15 protein-coding genes are annotated in these 15903 nt (G+C 58.8%); 8 read left to right on the top strand and 7 right to left on the bottom strand.

What is annotated here, in order from left to right:
* Nucleotides 1-65 precede the first annotated feature (65 nt).
* Together ACJ2A4_RS02810 and ACJ2A4_RS02805 are read left to right on the top strand one after the other, a co-directional pair.
* Nucleotides 66-1010: a ribokinase gene (locus tag ACJ2A4_RS02810; protein WP_408873532.1), complete on the top strand. Its 945-nt coding sequence runs from the start codon at nucleotides 66-68 to the stop codon at nucleotides 1008-1010.
* A 127-nt stretch (nucleotides 1011-1137) separates the two neighbouring features.
* A complete protein-coding gene (locus tag ACJ2A4_RS02805; protein ID WP_408873531.1) occupies nucleotides 1138-1275 on the top strand; it encodes a hypothetical protein in 138 nt (45 codons plus the stop codon).
* 80 nt (nucleotides 1276-1355) lie between these two features.
* Here ACJ2A4_RS02805 and ACJ2A4_RS02800 read toward each other — a convergent pair whose 3' ends face one another.
* Together ACJ2A4_RS02800 and ACJ2A4_RS02795 are read right to left on the bottom strand one after the other, a co-directional pair.
* Nucleotides 1356-1592, bottom strand: coding sequence for an RcnB family protein (locus tag ACJ2A4_RS02800; RefSeq protein ID WP_408874080.1), 237 nt, complete (start codon nucleotides 1590-1592; stop codon nucleotides 1356-1358).
* Between the two features lie 3 nt (nucleotides 1593-1595).
* A complete protein-coding gene (locus ACJ2A4_RS02795; protein WP_408873530.1) occupies nucleotides 1596-1781 on the bottom strand; it encodes a hypothetical protein in 186 nt (61 codons plus the stop codon).
* Nucleotides 1782-2055: 274 nt separating this feature from the next.
* Here ACJ2A4_RS02795 and ACJ2A4_RS02790 point away from each other — a divergent pair, with 274 nt between their 5' ends.
* The 4 genes from ACJ2A4_RS02790 (at nucleotide 2056) to glpK (ending at nucleotide 7065) form a co-directional block, all read left to right on the top strand.
* Entirely contained in the window at nucleotides 2056-2841 is a 786-nt protein-coding gene (locus ACJ2A4_RS02790; RefSeq protein ID WP_408873529.1) for a DeoR/GlpR family DNA-binding transcription regulator, read from the top strand.
* A 119-nt stretch (nucleotides 2842-2960) separates the two neighbouring features.
* A complete protein-coding gene (glpD, locus tag ACJ2A4_RS02785) occupies nucleotides 2961-4541 on the top strand; it encodes a glycerol-3-phosphate dehydrogenase (RefSeq protein ID WP_408873528.1) in 1581 nt (526 codons plus the stop codon).
* Between the two features lie 36 nt (nucleotides 4542-4577).
* Nucleotides 4578-5474: an MIP/aquaporin family protein gene (locus ACJ2A4_RS02780; protein ID WP_408873527.1), complete on the top strand. Its 897-nt coding sequence runs from the start codon at nucleotides 4578-4580 to the stop codon at nucleotides 5472-5474.
* Nucleotides 5475-5526: 52 nt separating this feature from the next.
* Nucleotides 5527-7065, top strand: a complete 1539-nt coding sequence (gene glpK / locus ACJ2A4_RS02775; RefSeq protein ID WP_408873526.1) for a glycerol kinase GlpK — start codon at nucleotides 5527-5529, stop codon at nucleotides 7063-7065.
* A 74-nt stretch (nucleotides 7066-7139) separates the two neighbouring features.
* Here the strand turns inward: glpK and ACJ2A4_RS02770 are convergent, their stop codons facing one another.
* Complete coding sequence (locus tag ACJ2A4_RS02770; protein WP_408873525.1) at nucleotides 7140-8195, bottom strand: Rieske 2Fe-2S domain-containing protein; 1056 nt, start codon at nucleotides 8193-8195, stop codon at nucleotides 7140-7142.
* A 239-nt stretch (nucleotides 8196-8434) separates the two neighbouring features.
* Between ACJ2A4_RS02770 and ACJ2A4_RS02765 the strand changes: the two genes are divergently transcribed.
* A complete protein-coding gene (locus tag ACJ2A4_RS02765; RefSeq protein WP_062509120.1) occupies nucleotides 8435-8689 on the top strand; it encodes a hypothetical protein in 255 nt (84 codons plus the stop codon).
* A gap of 74 nt (nucleotides 8690-8763) precedes the next feature.
* On the opposite strand, the gene ACJ2A4_RS02760 is transcribed toward ACJ2A4_RS02765, so the two are convergent.
* The 4 genes from ACJ2A4_RS02760 to ACJ2A4_RS02745 form a co-directional block, all read right to left on the bottom strand.
* Nucleotides 8764-10080: a c-type cytochrome gene (locus ACJ2A4_RS02760; protein WP_408873524.1), complete on the bottom strand. Its 1317-nt coding sequence runs from the start codon at nucleotides 10078-10080 to the stop codon at nucleotides 8764-8766.
* Nucleotides 10073-11710 carry a GMC family oxidoreductase gene (locus ACJ2A4_RS02755; RefSeq protein WP_408873523.1) on the bottom strand — a complete coding sequence of 546 codons (1638 nt, stop codon included), beginning with the start codon at nucleotides 11708-11710 and terminating at the stop codon, nucleotides 10073-10075. The genes ACJ2A4_RS02760 and ACJ2A4_RS02755 overlap by 8 nt, the downstream gene beginning before the upstream one ends.
* 20 nt (nucleotides 11711-11730) lie before the next feature.
* Nucleotides 11731-12348, bottom strand: coding sequence for a sorbitol dehydrogenase family protein (locus ACJ2A4_RS02750; protein WP_408873522.1), 618 nt, complete (start codon nucleotides 12346-12348; stop codon nucleotides 11731-11733).
* A 424-nt stretch (nucleotides 12349-12772) separates the two neighbouring features.
* Nucleotides 12773-14419, bottom strand: a complete 1647-nt coding sequence (locus ACJ2A4_RS02745) for a lactate permease LctP family transporter (RefSeq protein WP_408873521.1) — start codon at nucleotides 14417-14419, stop codon at nucleotides 12773-12775.
* A gap of 579 nt (nucleotides 14420-14998) precedes the next feature.
* On the opposite strand from ACJ2A4_RS02745, the gene ACJ2A4_RS02740 reads away from it, so the two are divergent.
* Nucleotides 14999-15901, top strand: a complete 903-nt coding sequence (locus ACJ2A4_RS02740) for a S1/P1 nuclease (protein ID WP_408873520.1) — start codon at nucleotides 14999-15001, stop codon at nucleotides 15899-15901.
* The last annotated feature ends 2 nt before the right edge of the window (nucleotides 15902-15903 follow it).

Here is a 15903-nt window from a genome sequence, read left to right as displayed (position 1 = left end):
GGACCGGTTCCTTCGATAAGCAGGCCTTCGATTCCCCGCTTCTCCAGCTTTCCGGCCTTGTGGACATGACCTTTCGGACGCCCCTGATCCTTTCCTTCGGCAGCATCAATATCGATCTGACGGCCCGCAGCCAGCGGCTTCCCCGACCGGGCGAAACCGTCCATGCCGATAGTTATGCGATTGGTCTGGGCGGCAAGGGGAGCAATCAGGCCGCCGCTGCGGCGCGGCTGGCGCGAAGCTTCGATCTGGACGTGGCGCTTGCCGGGCGCGTCGGGTGCGATGCCTTCGGCGCGCAGGCCCGCGCCAGCCTGTCAGGCTTTGGCGTGGACCTTTCCCCGCTGCGTGATGATCCGGAGAACCCGACGGGTATCGCCCTGATCGGGATCGACGCCGCAGCGGAAAACTGCATCACTGTCGCTGGCGGTGCGAACATGGCGGTGGACGGCACGGACATCGATGCGGCCGCGCCTTGGCTGGAGCGGGCAAAGGTTCTGCTCCTGCAACTCGAAATCCCGCAGGAAGCTGTCCTTGCCGCTGCGCGCCAGACGCGCCGGGCAGGGGGTGTTGTCGTTCTCGACCCGGCACCGGCCCCCGAAAAGGGTCTGCCTGAACCGCTCTGGTCCGAGATTGATATTCTCACGCCCAATGAAAGCGAGACTTTCAGCCTGACCGGTATCCGCCCCACGACCGTCGAGGAAGCACGGAAGGCTGCGGATATCCTGCTCGCAAAAGGCGTGGGTGCCGTACTGGTCAAGATGGGCGCGAAAGGCGTGTTCTGGCATGACGGAACTGCGTCCGGGCATCTGGCGCCATTTCGTGTCGTCCCGATCGATACGGTGGCCGCCGGTGACTGTTTCAATGCAGGGCTCGCCGTGGCGCTCGCGCTCGGCAAGAGCCTTTCGGAAGCAGCAAAGATTGCCTCCGCCTGCGGAGCACTCGCCACGACACGGCATGGCGCTGCGGATGCAGCTCCGGAGTGGGATGAGGTCGCCGCGCTGGTCGCAGGCTGAAAAGCCGCTTGCGTCATCGGTTTTTCAGGTTCAGGTTCCCGCGCACAAGACGGACTGAACTGAAAAACGGAACTGTGGGACAATGACGAAAAGACGCATCACATGGATGGTTCTCTCCGGAGCCCTCATGACGGCGTTTTTTCTTGTCGCCTGCATGACGACGACGATGGATGCCGCAGGACACATCCATGCCAGCTATTTCTGGATGGCCGGGTTCATCATTTTTGCCATCGTGCATGTCTACTGCACATGCATGTCAAAATGACGGGCTTCTGTCGGTCGCCAGAGGTATAAAAAAAGCAGGGCACCGGAAGGTACCCTGCTTTTTGTTGAGGCCGGAGCGGATCAGTAAGGGCCAGGTCCGTAACCCGGGCCATATCCCGGTGCGACCGCACCCGGTGCAGGCGCCACCGGAACGCCGGGCTGCACGACGCCGGGTGCGACACCCATGCCGTTGGCGCTCACGACGCCAGCGATCAGGCCTGTCGTAAGGGCGGTCAGCAGGAACTGGTTGCCATAGCGCATCCAGTAATAGCCACGTGGCGGAGCGTAGAGACCGCGATAGCTGCGCCAGTTGTTGATGGCCTAGCGGCTGCCACGGGGTCCGTCGTAACGGTCACCCCGACGCCAGACGCGATCATGACCGCCGCCACGTCCACCGCCACGATAGTCTCCGTGACCGCCCGGGCCATTCATGCCAGGTCCGCCAGGACCACCGCCGCGGGGATCAGCAGATGCAAGAGGTGCTGCGGCGAGGAGGCAGCCAGCCATCAACCCTGCGAATAGTTTTGTCTTCATAACTCACCTTTAAATCCAGTCATCACCACCCGGATAAAACGGCCGGGGGCATGTACCGGACTGTCATAAAGCCCTTCAAGCATGGCTGGAATATGGCTTTCGGGGCGCGCTTTGTAACGGTGCTCGAGGGGCAGAGGTTTCCTTTCATGTGATGGATCAAAGGGACTGTGCGTTTCTATGGCTTTCCGTCTGGGAAAATGTGCGCTTATGTTCGTTTTCTTACAGCCCCGTATCCGGACCTTCTGCCATGCGCCATGAATTGCCCTTGATCAGCCCGCGTCAGGACCAGATCGTGCGTCTGGTACGCAGCAACGGCTACATGGCCAATGAGGAAATGGCGCAGCATTTTGGCGTCGCGGTCCAGACCATTCGCCGGGATGTGACGTCTCTTGCGGGGCTCGGTCTGCTCTGCCGGCATCATGGCGGTGCAACGCCTGTCTCCACGGTCGAGAACCTGGATTATGACGCGCGCCAGATCCTGAATGCCTCGGCCAAAGACGCCATCGGACGTTATGCCGCCTCCCTGATTCCAGACCGCTCTTCCCTGTTCATCAATATAGGCACCACCACGGAAGCCTTTGCGCGCTCGCTCACAAAGCACAGGGATCTGCGGATTGTGACGAATAATCTGCACGTGGCGTCGCTCGTATCAGGCCGGATGGATTTTCACACGGTCATTACCGGCGGCCAGCTGCGTCCTCAGGATGGCGCCATTCTGGGAAGCAGTGCGATCGAGTCCCTGTCGTCTTTCCGCACGGAATTCGGCGTCATCGGCATCAGCGGAATCGAAGATGACGGAACACTGCTGGACTTCGATCTGAGCGAGATCCAGTGCGCCCGAACGATCATCCGCAATTCACGCCGCGTCCTGCTTCTGGCCGATCACACCAAGTTCAGCCGCCATCCGATGGGAAGGGTGGGGGATCTGCGCGATATTGATGACCTGATTACCGACCAGCCGGTCTCCGAGGCATTTCAGCGGCACCTGGACGCTGCGGGCGTTACGCTTCATGTCGCTGAAAATCACGTCTGATTTCACCAAAAAAGAACACTATCTCGTTACGAATCACATAAATCTCTTTCTTTATTGCTCAACATGCTCCAAAACGAACATCGACCGCTCGTTTTGGAGCGTGATGACAGGAGAGTGTGATGTCATCGATTCACGAGGTTTCTTCCGCGGCCAGTGCCTCCGTACCATACGACCTGCTGGTCGTGGGCGGCGGCATCAATGGCTGTGGAATCGCAAGGGATGCTGCGGGCAGGGGGGCAAAGGTGCTTCTCGTCGAGCAGGATGACCTTGCGAGCCATACATCTTCCGCGAGCACCAAGCTGATCCACGGTGGTCTGCGCTATCTCGAATATTACGAGTTCCGGCTGGTCCGCGAGGCCCTGATGGAGCGTGAGCGTCTGCTGAAGATTGCGCCGCACATCATCTGGCCGATGCGTTTTGTCCTGCCACATTCGAAAATGCTGCGTCCGGCCTGGCTGCTGCGGACGGGACTGTTCCTGTACGATCACCTCTGCCCGAACATGACGCTGCCGCGAACGAAGGCGCTGAACCTGCGGACGGCTCCGGCCGGGAAGCCGCTACGTTCCGAATACGTGCGCGGTTTCGAATATTCCGATGGCTGGGTGCAGGACAGCCGGCTCGTGGTTCTCAATGCCATGGATGCCGTGCGCGTCGGGGCCGACATCCGGACGCGGACCCGTCTCGTGAGGGCCGTGCGTGCGCCTCAAGGCTGGACCGCAACGATTGAAAACACCGAGACGGGCGAGCAGAGCACGGTTTACGCCAGGGCTGTCGTCAATGCGGCAGGTCCATGGGTTGCCGAACTGCTTCAGGACCGTCTGAATGTGCCGAGCCGCAACCGCGTGCGTCTGGTCAAGGGAAGCCACATCGTGGTGCCGCGCGTCTTCGAAGGTTCGCAGGCCTACATCTTCCAGAACCCGGACAAGCGGATCGTCTTCGCTATTCCCTACGAGCAGGATTTCACCCTGATCGGCACTACGGATGTTCCGTGGGAGCAGGATCCAAGCCATGTCGAAATCTCGCCCGACGAAGTGACCTATCTGTGTGAGAGCGTGAACCGCTACTTCACGAAAACCGTCCGTCCCGACGATGTTGTCTGGACCTATGCCGGCGTGCGTCCGCTCTATGACGACAACTCGGGCAATGCTTCGGCCGTGACCCGTGACTACGTCCTGGACGTGGATGCGACTTCCGCGCCGATCCTGTCCGTTTTCGGCGGCAAGATTACGACGTTCCGCAAGCTCGCCGAACATGCCGTCGAGAAGCTTGCGCCGCATCTTCCCGTCCTGCGCAAGCCGGGCTGGACGGATGGCACGCCGCTTCCCGGAGGCGAGTTCGCCCCGAAGGATTTCGAGGCACAGCTTCGCCGTTTCAGAGGGTATGCACCGCATCTGTCCGAGCGCAGCTCCTGGCGTCTGATGCGCAATTACGGCCTGCGGGCCTATGACATTGCGACACCTGATCCCGAGGGTATGGGCCGGAATTTCGGCGATACGCTCAGTGCGCGTGAGGTGGATTACCTGATCGACAATGAATGGGCCCGGACCGCCGAGGACATCCTGTGGCGCCGCTCGCGGCTTGGCCTGTTCGTCAGCGATGCCGACCGTGCGGACCTTCAGACCTATGTCGAAGGCCGTCTGCAGGGCGGTGTTGTCTCCATTCCCGACCCCAGCCTGGTCACGCGTCAGAACGTCGCCTGACCGCATAGCTTCATCTTTTCATGGCGGATACCAGTCATGTCAGAAAACAGGCGTTACCTTGGTGAGCTCCTCTCGGAGTTCTTCGCAGTCGCAATCATTATTCTCTTCGGAGATGGTGTTGCGGCCATGTACTCTCTGTACGACCCCAGTCCGTATAAAACGGCCTACTGGGGGGTGTGTATCGTCTGGGGCCTTGGCGTGACGGTAGCGATCTACGCGACCGGCGCCATCACCGGAACCCATGCAAACCCGGCTGTCACGTTGTCGCTGGCCATGTTCCGCGGCTTTTCGTGGAAAAAAGTGCTTCCCTACATTAGCGCTCAAGTTCTGGGCGGTTTTGTCGGCGCGGCCCTCGTGTACTCACTCTATGTCCCGGTGATCGACCATTTCAACGTGGCGCATAACCTGACGCGTGCTGTCGATGGTGGTGCTGCGGGCGTGTTCTTTACCCATCCGGGTGATTTCGTCACGGTCTCGCATGCGTTCTGGGATGAGCTGGTTCTGACGGCCGTTCTGGTGTTCGGCATCTTCGCGATCACCTGCCAGTACAATACGCAGGCCCCGCAGGCGAACTCCAGCGCGCTGATCATCGGTCTGCTGGTTGCCATCATCGGTGCATCCTGTGGCTATCTGGATGCCTGGGCGATCAACCCGGCCCGTGATTTCGGTCCGCGCCTGTTCTGCTTCTTCGCAGGCTGGGGACAGAGCGCACTGCCTGCACCGGGCAACTATTTCTGGGTTCCTGTCGTAGCCCCGCTGATTGGTGGTCCGATCGGGGCGGCGGTGTACCACTACGGCCTGCGCCCTTTCATGCCGCGTTACCTGGAGCAGACCATCACCGTGGCACCGGAAGGGATCAACCCAGCCGAACCGGTTCTGGTTGTGTCCAATCCGGGTGATCCAGCCCTACCTGTCGTCAACCGGGTCTCCTGAAATCCGTCTGAAACCTTCCGAACTTTCAAGATCTTCCGCCGGAGAATATATCATGAGCAAGAAAGACTGCATCCTCGCCATTGATCAGGGCACGACCTCGACCCGCAGCATCGTCTTCGGAAAGGATGCGCAGGCTCTGGCCATTTCCCGCCGCGAGTTCCCCCAGCATTATCCCGAACTGGGCTGGGTCGAGCATGATGTGGAAGACATCTGGCGCGATGTGCTCGCCACGGCACGCGAGACGATTGACGAGGTCGGTGGACCGGAGCGTATCGCCGCCCTCGGCATTACCAACCAGCGTGAGACCATCGTGATCTGGGACCGCGAGACGGGCCGTGCGATCCATCGTGCGCTCGTCTGGCAGGATCGCCGCACGGTCCATGAGTGCAATCGTCTGCGCCAGCAGGGCAGGGAAGCCATGGTCCGTGAAAAGACAGGCCTGCTGCTGGACCCCTATTTCTCGGCCAGCAAGATTGCCTGGCTGCTGGACCATGTGCCTGATGCCCGCCGTCGCGCGGAAGCAGGCGAACTTGCAGCGGGCACGATCGACAGCTTCCTGCTGTGGCGTCTGACCGGGGGCAAGCGTCATGCAACGGACATCACCAATGCCTGCCGCACGTCGCTGTTCAACATCCATACGCAGGAATGGGACGAGGAGCTTCTTCAGCTCTTCAACGTCCCCCGTTCGCTCCTGCCGGAAGTCTGCGACAACAGCAGCGATTTCGGCGAGACGGAAGCCAAGCTGTTTGGTGAGAAGATCGCCATCGGCGGCATGGCGGGCGACCAGCACGCCGCCGTCATCGGGCAGGCCTGCTTCCAGGAAGGCATGGCAAAGGCGACTTACGGAACGGGCTGCTTCATGCTGCTCAACACCGGCGAGAAGCCGATCATGTCCAACAACCGCCTTCTGACCACGATCGCCTATCGCATTGGCGGCAAGACCTTCTACGCGCTGGAAGGTTCCATCTTCGTGGCCGGCGCCGGCATCAAGTGGCTGCGTGACGGGCTGAAGCTGATCACGCATGCTTCCCAGACCGACGATATGGCGACCCGCATCCCCGACAGCCATGGCGTCTACATGGTGCCGGCTTTCGTCGGTCTTGGCGCTCCTCACTGGGATCCGGATTCACGCGGTCTGATCTGTGGTCTGACGCTCGGTTCCACGCAGGCACATATTGCCCGTGCCATGCTGGAGTCCGTGGCATTCCAGACCTATGACCTGATCCGCGCGATGCGTGAGGACGGTGCCATGCGCACCAGCATCCTGCGCATCGACGGCGGCATGGCTGTCAATGACTGGTTCGCCCAGTTCCTGTCCTCCATGCTCAAGGCCGAGGTCGAGCGTCCGGTCAATATCGAGACCACTGCCCTTGGCGCAGCCTTCCTTGCCGGATTGCAGGTCGGGTTGTGGAAAAACCTGGACGAGGTTGCCGCGACCTGGAAGCAGGAGCGTGTTTTCGCACCGAAGATGGACCCGGCACAGCGCCGGATCATGATCGATGGCTGGCACGATGCCGTCCGCCGCACGCTGACGCCCAGCGCGCCGATCGCGCATTCCAGCGTGGAAACGACATCCAGTCAGGCAGCTTGAGCGTTAAACGGGGTGTTAACTCCATGAAAAAAACCGCCACCAGAACAGGTGCCGGTTTTTCTTTGTCCTGCGCCTTAGGCCGTGAAGAACTGGCTGAACCCCATTCCGCGCAGGGCCCGGCGATAGGCGATCGAGCTGCGATCCGCCATGACATGCGCTTCCAGCGTGGGGTCCAGCGGCAGGTTCTCGGGTTTCTGCGCTTCAACAAGGGCACGGTCTTCTTCAAACACCTTGCGGTTGAAATCATAGACGGCCTGAACTGGGATATGCTTGTCAAAGTTCTTACAGATCGGTGAGAACATTCGCGTCATCCTTGCCGAGACGGGGGAAGCGGCATTCATGATGACCAGCCGCCCGTTATCCGGGAAATGGATTTCCAGGGTGGCCACGAATGGCACATGCACGCGGAAATGCCGCAGCCACTCGAAGCCGGGCTTTTCCCAGTCCTCGTGACCTACAGGAAAATTGCTGACCGTGCTGCGGTACTCTGCCTCAAACCCGTCTTTCGTCATCTTAGGCATATAAGAGGGAACGACAGGGTTGTCGGGATCGGCGAACGTCTCAGTATGGACGAAGGCGAAATGCGCCACGTCGATGAACCCCTCAACCTGCCGGCCTGCAAAGCCCGCAATATCGATCCAGGGGTAGTTGATCTGCTGATAGTCTGTCTCATCCCAGTGAGGCATTGGCGGAATATTCTGGGAGCCATCGGAGTTCAGGCATGTCCAGATCAGCCCATACCGCTCGACAGCCGGATAGGTCCGCAGGTTCAGTTTGGAAGGAATGGCACTGTCGGGATGTGCCGGGACCCGGACGCAACGCCCCTCCGCCCCGAAGCGGAACCCGTGATAGGCACAGGCGATCGTCTCGCCATTACCCTTGCCCATGCTTAATGGTACGCCCCGATGCGGGCATAGATCATCCGCAATTACGATCCGCTCGCCAGCGCGATAGATCACAAGGGGTGCGTCCAGCAGCGTGACGCCAAGCGGACTGTCCCCCAGTTCACGGACCAGCGCCACCGGATGCCAACAACGGGACAGCAGATCCCAGTCCGCGGGCTCAAACGTGCAGTTGCGAGGCAGGGGAGCAAAGGACGGGCGTTCGGTCTGAGGGGCCTGTAAGGTCATGAGGGGCTCCTGGGCGTTGGAGCCCCCATCATTCCTCACCCGAGCGTTCGCCGATATATCAAATTCAATGATTGTGTGTTCGCAAAAAGAGGTCACCGGAGTATCGTGAGGCCCAGTTTATAGAGTTCAGGCTTTGATCCTGCGGGACTTGGCAGTATCCTGTCACGCAGTCCGCAGCATGGACAGGCGCGAATGGCGCGTTTTTTCATTCCCTGCCGGCAAACAGGAAGTATGTCCGCATGACCGTCCCGCAGCAATCCAGTCCCTTTTTCCAGCAGCTGCGTCAGATCAATGGAGATCGTGGATTTCTTGCAAATCTGGGCGGTTTCTTCTGCGTCAGCTGCATGATGGGGCTGGGCAATCTGTTCAGCCAGTCGCTTTTTCATGAAAACATGGCATGGCTTCTGGGGCCGCTCATGGTCATGATCGCGCTCTATTTCTTCGTGCCGTATTTCATCCTGCTGCTGACGAACCGCCGATCCGGCGAAAGCTGAATGTTTTAATCGCGCACAAAAAAGGGGAGGCGGATCAGATCCGTCTCCCCTTTTTTGTCTGTATGCCGCCAATATCAGTGCGGCGTGTTGTTCTTACGCACCTGGGCGACCTGATCGGCCGTCACGTTGTAGGAGCCGTTGCCAAACGTCTTGCTGACATAATTCACGAGGCTTGCGACCTCCTCGTCATCCAGACGCTGCACGTCTCCCGTGCTGCCAAAGGCAGGCATGCTGGCATGACCGTCTGCGGTCGTGCGGTTCACGCCCATCAGGATCGTCATGATCAGGTTGTCGGGGCGACCGGCACCGACGGCGGAGTTTTTATAAAGGGACGGCGCATACTGATCGACTGTTCCCGCACCATTCTGCCCGTGACAGGCGGCGCAGTTGGCATCGAACAGGTTTGCCGGGCTCTTGTGAGACAGGTTGTCGATCCGTGTCAGCTCGCCCGAGCGGATATCAGGCACATCATTGGCCTTGCCGAACCCGTCACGCGGCTGATGATCGGCGTCATCTTCCATGGGCTTCACCTGGCGGATGAAGGCCGCGAGCGCATGCAGATCCGCATCGGTCAGATGGCTCGTACTGTGTTCGACAGCTTCGCCCATCGGACCAGCCGCCTGGCTTTTGCCCTTGACCCGGCCGGTGCGCAGATACTGGACGATGTCGTCTTCGCTCCAGTCACCGATGCCGCCGGTCCTGCTCGGCGTGATGTTTGGTGCATACCAGCCTGCAAGCGGACTGCCCGCCAGATACTGGTCGGATTTCTCCATCAACATCACATTGCGGGGCGTATGACACGTTCCGCAGTGTTCGAGCGCAGTGGCGAGGTATTTGCCGCGACGCAGCGTGTCATAAGTGGCGGAATCGCCCGTTTCTTGCTTTTCGCTCCCTGCCAGCATGTTCCAGCCTGACAGGGTCAGGCGGATATTGCTGGGAAAGCTCAACTGCGTGGCGGGGGGTGTTTCCGCAACCGGTTTGACCCCGTGCATGAACCAGACATACAGCGCGTGAATGTCCTGATCCGTCATGCCGGCGTAAGACACGTAGGGCATCACCGGATACAGGTTTTCGCCATCCCGGCGCTTGCCGCGACGCAGGGCCTGCTCGAAATCATGTTCCGAATATTTCCCGATGCCATGCTCGGCGTCAGGCGTGATGTTCGTGGAAATGATGTCGCCCATGGGGGTTGCGATTTTCAGCCCACCCGCGAACGGCGTTCCACCCTGTTTGGTGTGACATGCAACGCAGTCCGCAGCCGTGGCCAGATAGGCGCCACGGTTCATGACATCCTGATCCACATCCGCGGCCCGCGCAGCATGAGCAGACAGTCCACCCAGAACCGTTCCACCAACAAGGAAAGACCAGAAAACGGTTTTGAAATCAGGCATGGAGCAGTTCTTTTTTCAGCGTATCGGCAACACGAAGCGCAAGGGCTGCGACGGTGAGGGTGATGTTCCCGGTTCCGACCGTGGAGAACACGGACGAACTTGCGATGAACAGGTTCTCGTGGTCATGCGTCCGGCAATGGCCGTCCACCACGGAATCCTTGGGATCCACGCCCATGATGGTGCTGCCCGAGGGATGATCCTGCGGGAAGTAACCCGGCGTCCACTGCTCATCCGTGCCATGCATCAGGCCGATGAGGTTTTTGAACAGCCCGCGCGTGTGCTCGCAACTGCGGACCGTATATTCCGGCAGCTTGTAATAGACATCCGGATGCGGAATGCCGAGCGCATCCTTGTGCGTCGTGCTCAGCGTCAGGCGGTTGTCCGGATCGGGCAGGGCCTCATTATGGCTGAACAGGCGGACAGTGTGGGATGCCAGATAGCGGATCTGCTCTTCCAGAGCCTTGCCGACATAACCCTTTGAAATCGCAAGCTGCGTTGCAAAATCGACCTGGTTGTCATCGACCATGTGCACGAGATACGCGCCGCGGTCACCACGCCAGTCGCCATCACGGAAATTGTCGATCACGTTGGTCTCAAGCGGACCGCGTCCCGGCCACAGGGCCTTGTCGCCGCTGATGAACGTCACCTGCACACCAGTATGGTCCATCATGTTCCGACCGACATGGCCCGAACTGTTGGCAATACCATTGGGGCTCTTTTCGTCTGCCGAAACCAGCAGCAGCTTGGCCGTCTCGATGCAGTGTGCGGCGATGACGAAATACTTGCCGGTTACACGATGCGATCCCTTGTCCGGGTCGTAATAGTGAACGGCCGTCACCTTCTTGTTCGCGCTGTCCCGCTCGATCTTGTAGACGACCGCATTCGGGACGAACTTCGCACCGACTGCCTCGGCGTGATAGACGGAATATCCGCCGTTATACATCGCCCCGATCGGGCAGATCGGCATGCAGTTGTTGTGCCCTTCGCAGGTCGGACGGCCGTCATAGGGCTTCGTGTTCCGGGCCTGCGGCTCATGCACGACGCGGTAGGGCGTCTTTTCGCTGATGAGCTTGCGGAACTGCTGCGCCGCATAGGAAATCGGCAGGGCTTCCATGGGGTAGGGCTGCCTGCGGGGCGACCCCAGATCCTCGACTTTCGGGTCCGGACCACACACGCCCATCATGACTTCGGCCTGATAATAGAACGGCTCGAGATCGTCGTATTTCAGCGCCCAGTCACGACCCTGACCATAACGGGTCTTGAGTTCGAAATCGGACGGAAGATAGCGCCATGCACAACCGGCCCAGTGCCAGGTCGTGCCACCCATCATCCGCAGATAGACCTGCTGATAGGCTTCGGCGTTCGGGCCGCTCGTATGCAGGTATTTGTTCGGCGTGATCTGGTTGGGCGGATGTTCGGCCCAGGGTGTAGATGGGAAAGGCCCCTGATAGGAGGGCTTGTTTTCCAGATTGCGGAAATTATCCACGAAATGCTGCCGGTCCACACGCGGGCCGGCTTCCAGCACGATGACGGAAATGCCCGCGCGCGCCAGTTCGTTCGCAATGGAACTGCCCGCGACACCGGATCCGACGATCACGACATCGGCGGAGAGATTCTGATCAGGAGACATAGGAGATGCTGTTCCCGCTCTCAGGTAGGTTCCACGTCGAACTTCGAGGGCGACAGGGCAGGGCCACCGGTCGGCCTGTCGACTTCAGGAGGCTGCGTCGTCCAGTAGAACGGACCGCCTGCGGCGTAAGTCTTGGGGTAGATGGCGTCCTTGGTGATGTCGAACATCAGCGCCGAGCGGTAAACCACGACCTTGCCGTTTGCGACCCCGCGATACCAGCCGGACATCAGGTCATGGATAACGTCCTTGAATGCCGGATCGGACTGTTCCGCAGCTTTGGCGAATGCGGAGGCATCTTCGTAAGTGCCGCCAGCCAGAAGATCGGCCAGTCTGCCCAGCTGGGCTTTCCGCTCGGGCCCGGACTGAAGGATGCGCTCGTAAAGGGCCTGTCCGATGCGCGGGTCCAGGGACGGGCGATCCGTCAGGCGCTCCGAGACTTTCATGAAGCGTTCAAGTTCAGGATCTGCGCCGGTTGCAGGCTCTGCGGAAACTGCTGTTCCTGCCGCCAGAACTCCCATGCCGGCCATGCCCGTCATCAGCGTATCGCGACGGGACATCCGCATCAGCCGGTTCAGGCGCATGGCATTGGGAGAGGAGACATGGAGGTCAACAAGAGGGCAGTGACGCTCTTTCGTCATGGAAAATCACTCTTTGCATACACTCGAGACCGGTGACACGACCGTGATCCATGTCACCTTCAATGGGCCTCAACCTACAGAGACAGAGTGATCATGCAACCGTGAACGGCCAATTATCCGGAAATATCTCGGCGAAAGAAGCGGATCGACCTGTGTCTGCAAAAAGGATAGCAGGCGGTAACGTCCGTTACCCTATTGCGGTTTTTGGTAGTCATCAAAGAGACTTGAAGTATTAAATGCGCATTGACGGTCGTGAATAGATCGGAGTCGTCAGACGATTCCTTCTGGAGTGCTTTCTATAGAATGCGAAAGTCTTCCAACCCCAATTCTTGAATGATGAATAGGGTACTCTACAGGTCCTGAAAAACAGAACAGGGCGCGGTATGACCCGCGCCCTGCTGACCCCGTTCAAAAAGGGAAAAGGCTAGGTGCCGATCCCCATAAAAACCAGCGCCGTGGTCATAAGACCAACCAGAACGGCCAGAACAATGCTGCATTTGAGAGTGAACTGAAGGAGCGCGCCTTCCTGTCCGACTAACCCCACGGCTGCCGAGGCAACGGCAATGGATTGCGGGGAGATCATTTTTCCGACAGCACCGCCAACCGTATTGGCTGCGACCAGAAGCTCTCCACTCACGCCGATCTGGCGTCCGGTTGCTGCCTGAAGGCCGCCGAACAGCGCGTTGGAAGAGGTGTCCGAACCCGTCAGGAACACACCAAGCCAGCCCAGCAGCGGCGCAAAGAACGTGAACGCCCCCTTGGTCATGGCGAGCACCAGGGCGAGCGTTGTGGAGAGGCCCGAGTAATTCGCAAGAAACGCAAAGGCCAGCACCATGCCGATGGCGTAGATCGGCGTCTTCAGTTCGCGCAGGGTGTCTCCAAAAGTCGTCAGGGCATCTTTGGGGCGCATTTTCAGGAACAGGACGGAGACTATGCCCGCCAGCAGAATGGCTGTTCCAACGGATGAAATGAAATCAAGCTTGAAAATGGCTGCATAAGGCGTTGGGCTCGGAACAATCGGTGCCGTTTTCAGCACCAGATTGTGCAGTCCGGGGAACCGAACCACGAGTACCGTCCAGTCCAGTGGTCCACCTGCGGCGAAAAGCGCCTTGAAAGGTTTGATGCTCCAGACGGCCACAAAAGCCGTGAGAATGATGAACGGAGACCAGGCCCGCAGGATCTGCGACGCTGCATAGGAGGGCTTTTCGGTGACGGCACTGGCGGGAGCCTCACCGGTCTCGAAGCGGAAAATCCGGCGCGGCTTCCAGACCCGCAGAAAGACCGGAATGGCAATCATCGTCAGCAGCGGTGCGATAATGTCGGGAAGTTCAGGGCCGATCAGCAGGGCTGTCAGGGTTTGTGTAATGGCGAACGTCGCCCCCGTCATCAGGATGACGGGCCATGTTTCGCGAATGCCACGCAGCCCGTCCACCACGCCGACCAGCCAGAACGGGATGACCACGCCAATCACGATAAGCTGCATCACGACCAGTCGGCCGACCACATAAGGTTCGGCGCCGATGACCTGTGCCCCCACGATGACGGGAATACCCATTGCACCGAAGGCACCAGGTGCAGCATTGGCGATCAGGCACAATCCGGCTGCATAGATCGGTGGAAAGCCCAGGCCCACGAGCAGGGCCGTGGTAATCGCCACGGGTGCACCAAACCCGGCAGCGCCCTCAAGAAAGGCCCCGAACGCAAAGGCGACCAGCAGAAGCTGGATGCGCTGGTCTTCTGAAACTGTGGAAATGGAATGACGGATGATGTCGAACTGACCGGTCCGGACCGACACCTTGTAGAGAAAGACCGCCCCGATGATGATCCACGAGATGGGCCACAATCCATAGGCAAACCCGTACAGGCAGGCCGATATGGCCATGAAGAACGGCATTCCGTAAAACGCGACCGCCAGAAGGAAAGTAATTCCAACAGTAATCGTACAGGCAACATGACCCTTCATGCGCAGATACAGAAGGGCGAAGAAGAAAAACAGGATTGGGATAAGAGCGATTGCGCCAGAAATCCAGATATTTCCAATTGGATCGTAAACCTGTGTCCAGGATGACATCCCGAAAGCCTCCAAGTAAAAATTAAGTGATAATAAGAAATTGATCGCTTTTTCTTACTCTCTTTGGCGGATCGTATTTTTCGAAAACAATAAGCGCAATAAGCCGCGCATATAACTGCGGGTAAACTTTATGACATACTGTTTTTAATAGTTGGATATATTCAGTTATTATTTTCTAGAGATGTCACTTGGGATGGATCCTGAAAGGTAAAGCCCTCCGTCTTCAAGGTAATTTTGCTCAAAAATCCGCTTTTGACGCCGGAAAAGCGGGTTGAACGCTTTCTTTGAATAAAAGTATTTGCGGAATATTTGATACGAAACTTAAAAGTGAATTTAATAATATTTGGATTTCAGGAAAAAATATCACTGATTTCGAAAAAGCATCACAACAATTCGGGACAGACGCTGAAATACAGCCTGCTCCGGAACCTCCTCAGGGCTGGTCCACTCGCTTTTATGTTACACAAACAGATCACTCGTTCCGCAGGACCGCTGCGAGAACCCGACGCCTTGTCCGGCTCTCGAAAGGGTGAGAAACAGGTTCAAACGTCACCCTCACAGATGGATAGTCAGGTTCCCATGCATCTTCGTCTTCTATGTGCGTCCCTGATTGGGGCCGGTACGATCGCCTTTTCATCCAGCGCATTCGCCTGGGGGCCTTATGGTCACGCGATCGTTGCAGACATCGCCCAGGAGCGGCTGACCCCGCAGGCCCAGAAGGCCGCAACCGCGCTGCTGGCGCTGGAGAACCATCAGACGCTCGATCAGGTTGCCTCCTGGCCGGATACGATCGGCCATGTGCCCAAGAAAAAAGGTGGCCTGCCCGAGACGCTGAAATGGCACTACGTTGATATTGACGTGTCCCATCCGGCCTATGATCAGGCCCGCGACTGCCCCGACCATGCCTGCGTCGTCGAGAAACTGCCCGAAGAAATCAAGATCCTTGCTGATACACATGCGCCCGCGCAGGAGCGTCTGATGGTCCTGAAATGGGTGGTGCATCTCGTCGGTGATATCCATCAGCCGCTGCATGCTGCCGAACGGAACAAGGATATGGGCGGGAACGCGATCCGCCTGACCTATTTCGGTGACAACGCCAATGGCCATATGAACCTGCATTCCCTGTGGGACGAAGGTGTGATCGATCATGAAGCAGATCTGCATGTCGGCCCGTTTTACAGCATTGATGCATCCCGCGCGAAGAAGGAAGCTGACCGTCTTGGCGCCCTGATTACGCCGGATGAGACGAAATACTGGGTGCAGGATCTGGATGGCGGCGATGTTTACAACGCGACCGTTGACTGGGCCGATGAGAGCCATTCTCTGGCTCGTAGCGTGGCCTATGGCGCGCTTCCGGCCAACAAGGGGGCTGATATCGGCAAGGACTACACCGCGCTGACCTGGCCAATCATGGAACTGCGCCTCGAACAGGCGGGCGTGCGTCTGGCTGCCGTTCTCAACACCGCCCTGAACGGCGGCTGAGA

The sequence above is a fragment of the Gluconobacter roseus genome, assembly GCF_046058915.1.
Taxonomy (GTDB): Bacteria; Pseudomonadota; Alphaproteobacteria; order Acetobacterales; family Acetobacteraceae; genus Gluconobacter; species Gluconobacter roseus_A.
The sequence above is the reverse complement of the archived record's forward strand: the minus strand, read 5'-3'. Positions and strand labels throughout refer to the sequence as shown.

Bases quoted from the DNA above. Each gene is read 5' to 3' on its own strand.
- ACJ2A4_RS02810 (WP_408873532.1), top strand. From the start codon at position 66: ATGACCTTTCGGACGCCCCTGATCCTTTCCTTCGGCAGCATCAATATC.
- ACJ2A4_RS02805 (WP_408873531.1), top strand. From the start codon at position 1,138: ATGACGGCGTTTTTTCTTGTCGCCTGCATGACGACGACGATGGATGCC.
- ACJ2A4_RS02795 (WP_408873530.1), bottom strand. From the start codon at position 1,781: ATGGCTGGCTGCCTCCTCGCCGCAGCACCTCTTGCATCTGCTGATCCC.
- ACJ2A4_RS02790 (WP_408873529.1), top strand. From the start codon at position 2,056: ATGCGCCATGAATTGCCCTTGATCAGCCCGCGTCAGGACCAGATCGTG.
- glpD (WP_408873528.1), top strand. From the start codon at position 2,961: ATGTCATCGATTCACGAGGTTTCTTCCGCGGCCAGTGCCTCCGTACCA.
- ACJ2A4_RS02780 (WP_408873527.1), top strand. From the start codon at position 4,578: ATGTCAGAAAACAGGCGTTACCTTGGTGAGCTCCTCTCGGAGTTCTTC.
- glpK (WP_408873526.1), top strand. From the start codon at position 5,527: ATGAGCAAGAAAGACTGCATCCTCGCCATTGATCAGGGCACGACCTCG.
- ACJ2A4_RS02770 (WP_408873525.1), bottom strand. From the start codon at position 8,195: ATGACCTTACAGGCCCCTCAGACCGAACGCCCGTCCTTTGCTCCCCTG.
- ACJ2A4_RS02765 (WP_062509120.1), top strand. From the start codon at position 8,435: ATGACCGTCCCGCAGCAATCCAGTCCCTTTTTCCAGCAGCTGCGTCAG.
- ACJ2A4_RS02760 (WP_408873524.1), bottom strand. From the start codon at position 10,080: ATGCCTGATTTCAAAACCGTTTTCTGGTCTTTCCTTGTTGGTGGAACG.
- ACJ2A4_RS02755 (WP_408873523.1), bottom strand. From the start codon at position 11,710: ATGTCTCCTGATCAGAATCTCTCCGCCGATGTCGTGATCGTCGGATCC.
- ACJ2A4_RS02750 (WP_408873522.1), bottom strand. From the start codon at position 12,348: ATGACGAAAGAGCGTCACTGCCCTCTTGTTGACCTCCATGTCTCCTCT.
- ACJ2A4_RS02745 (WP_408873521.1), bottom strand. From the start codon at position 14,419: ATGTCATCCTGGACACAGGTTTACGATCCAATTGGAAATATCTGGATT.
- ACJ2A4_RS02740 (WP_408873520.1), top strand. From the start codon at position 14,999: ATGCATCTTCGTCTTCTATGTGCGTCCCTGATTGGGGCCGGTACGATC.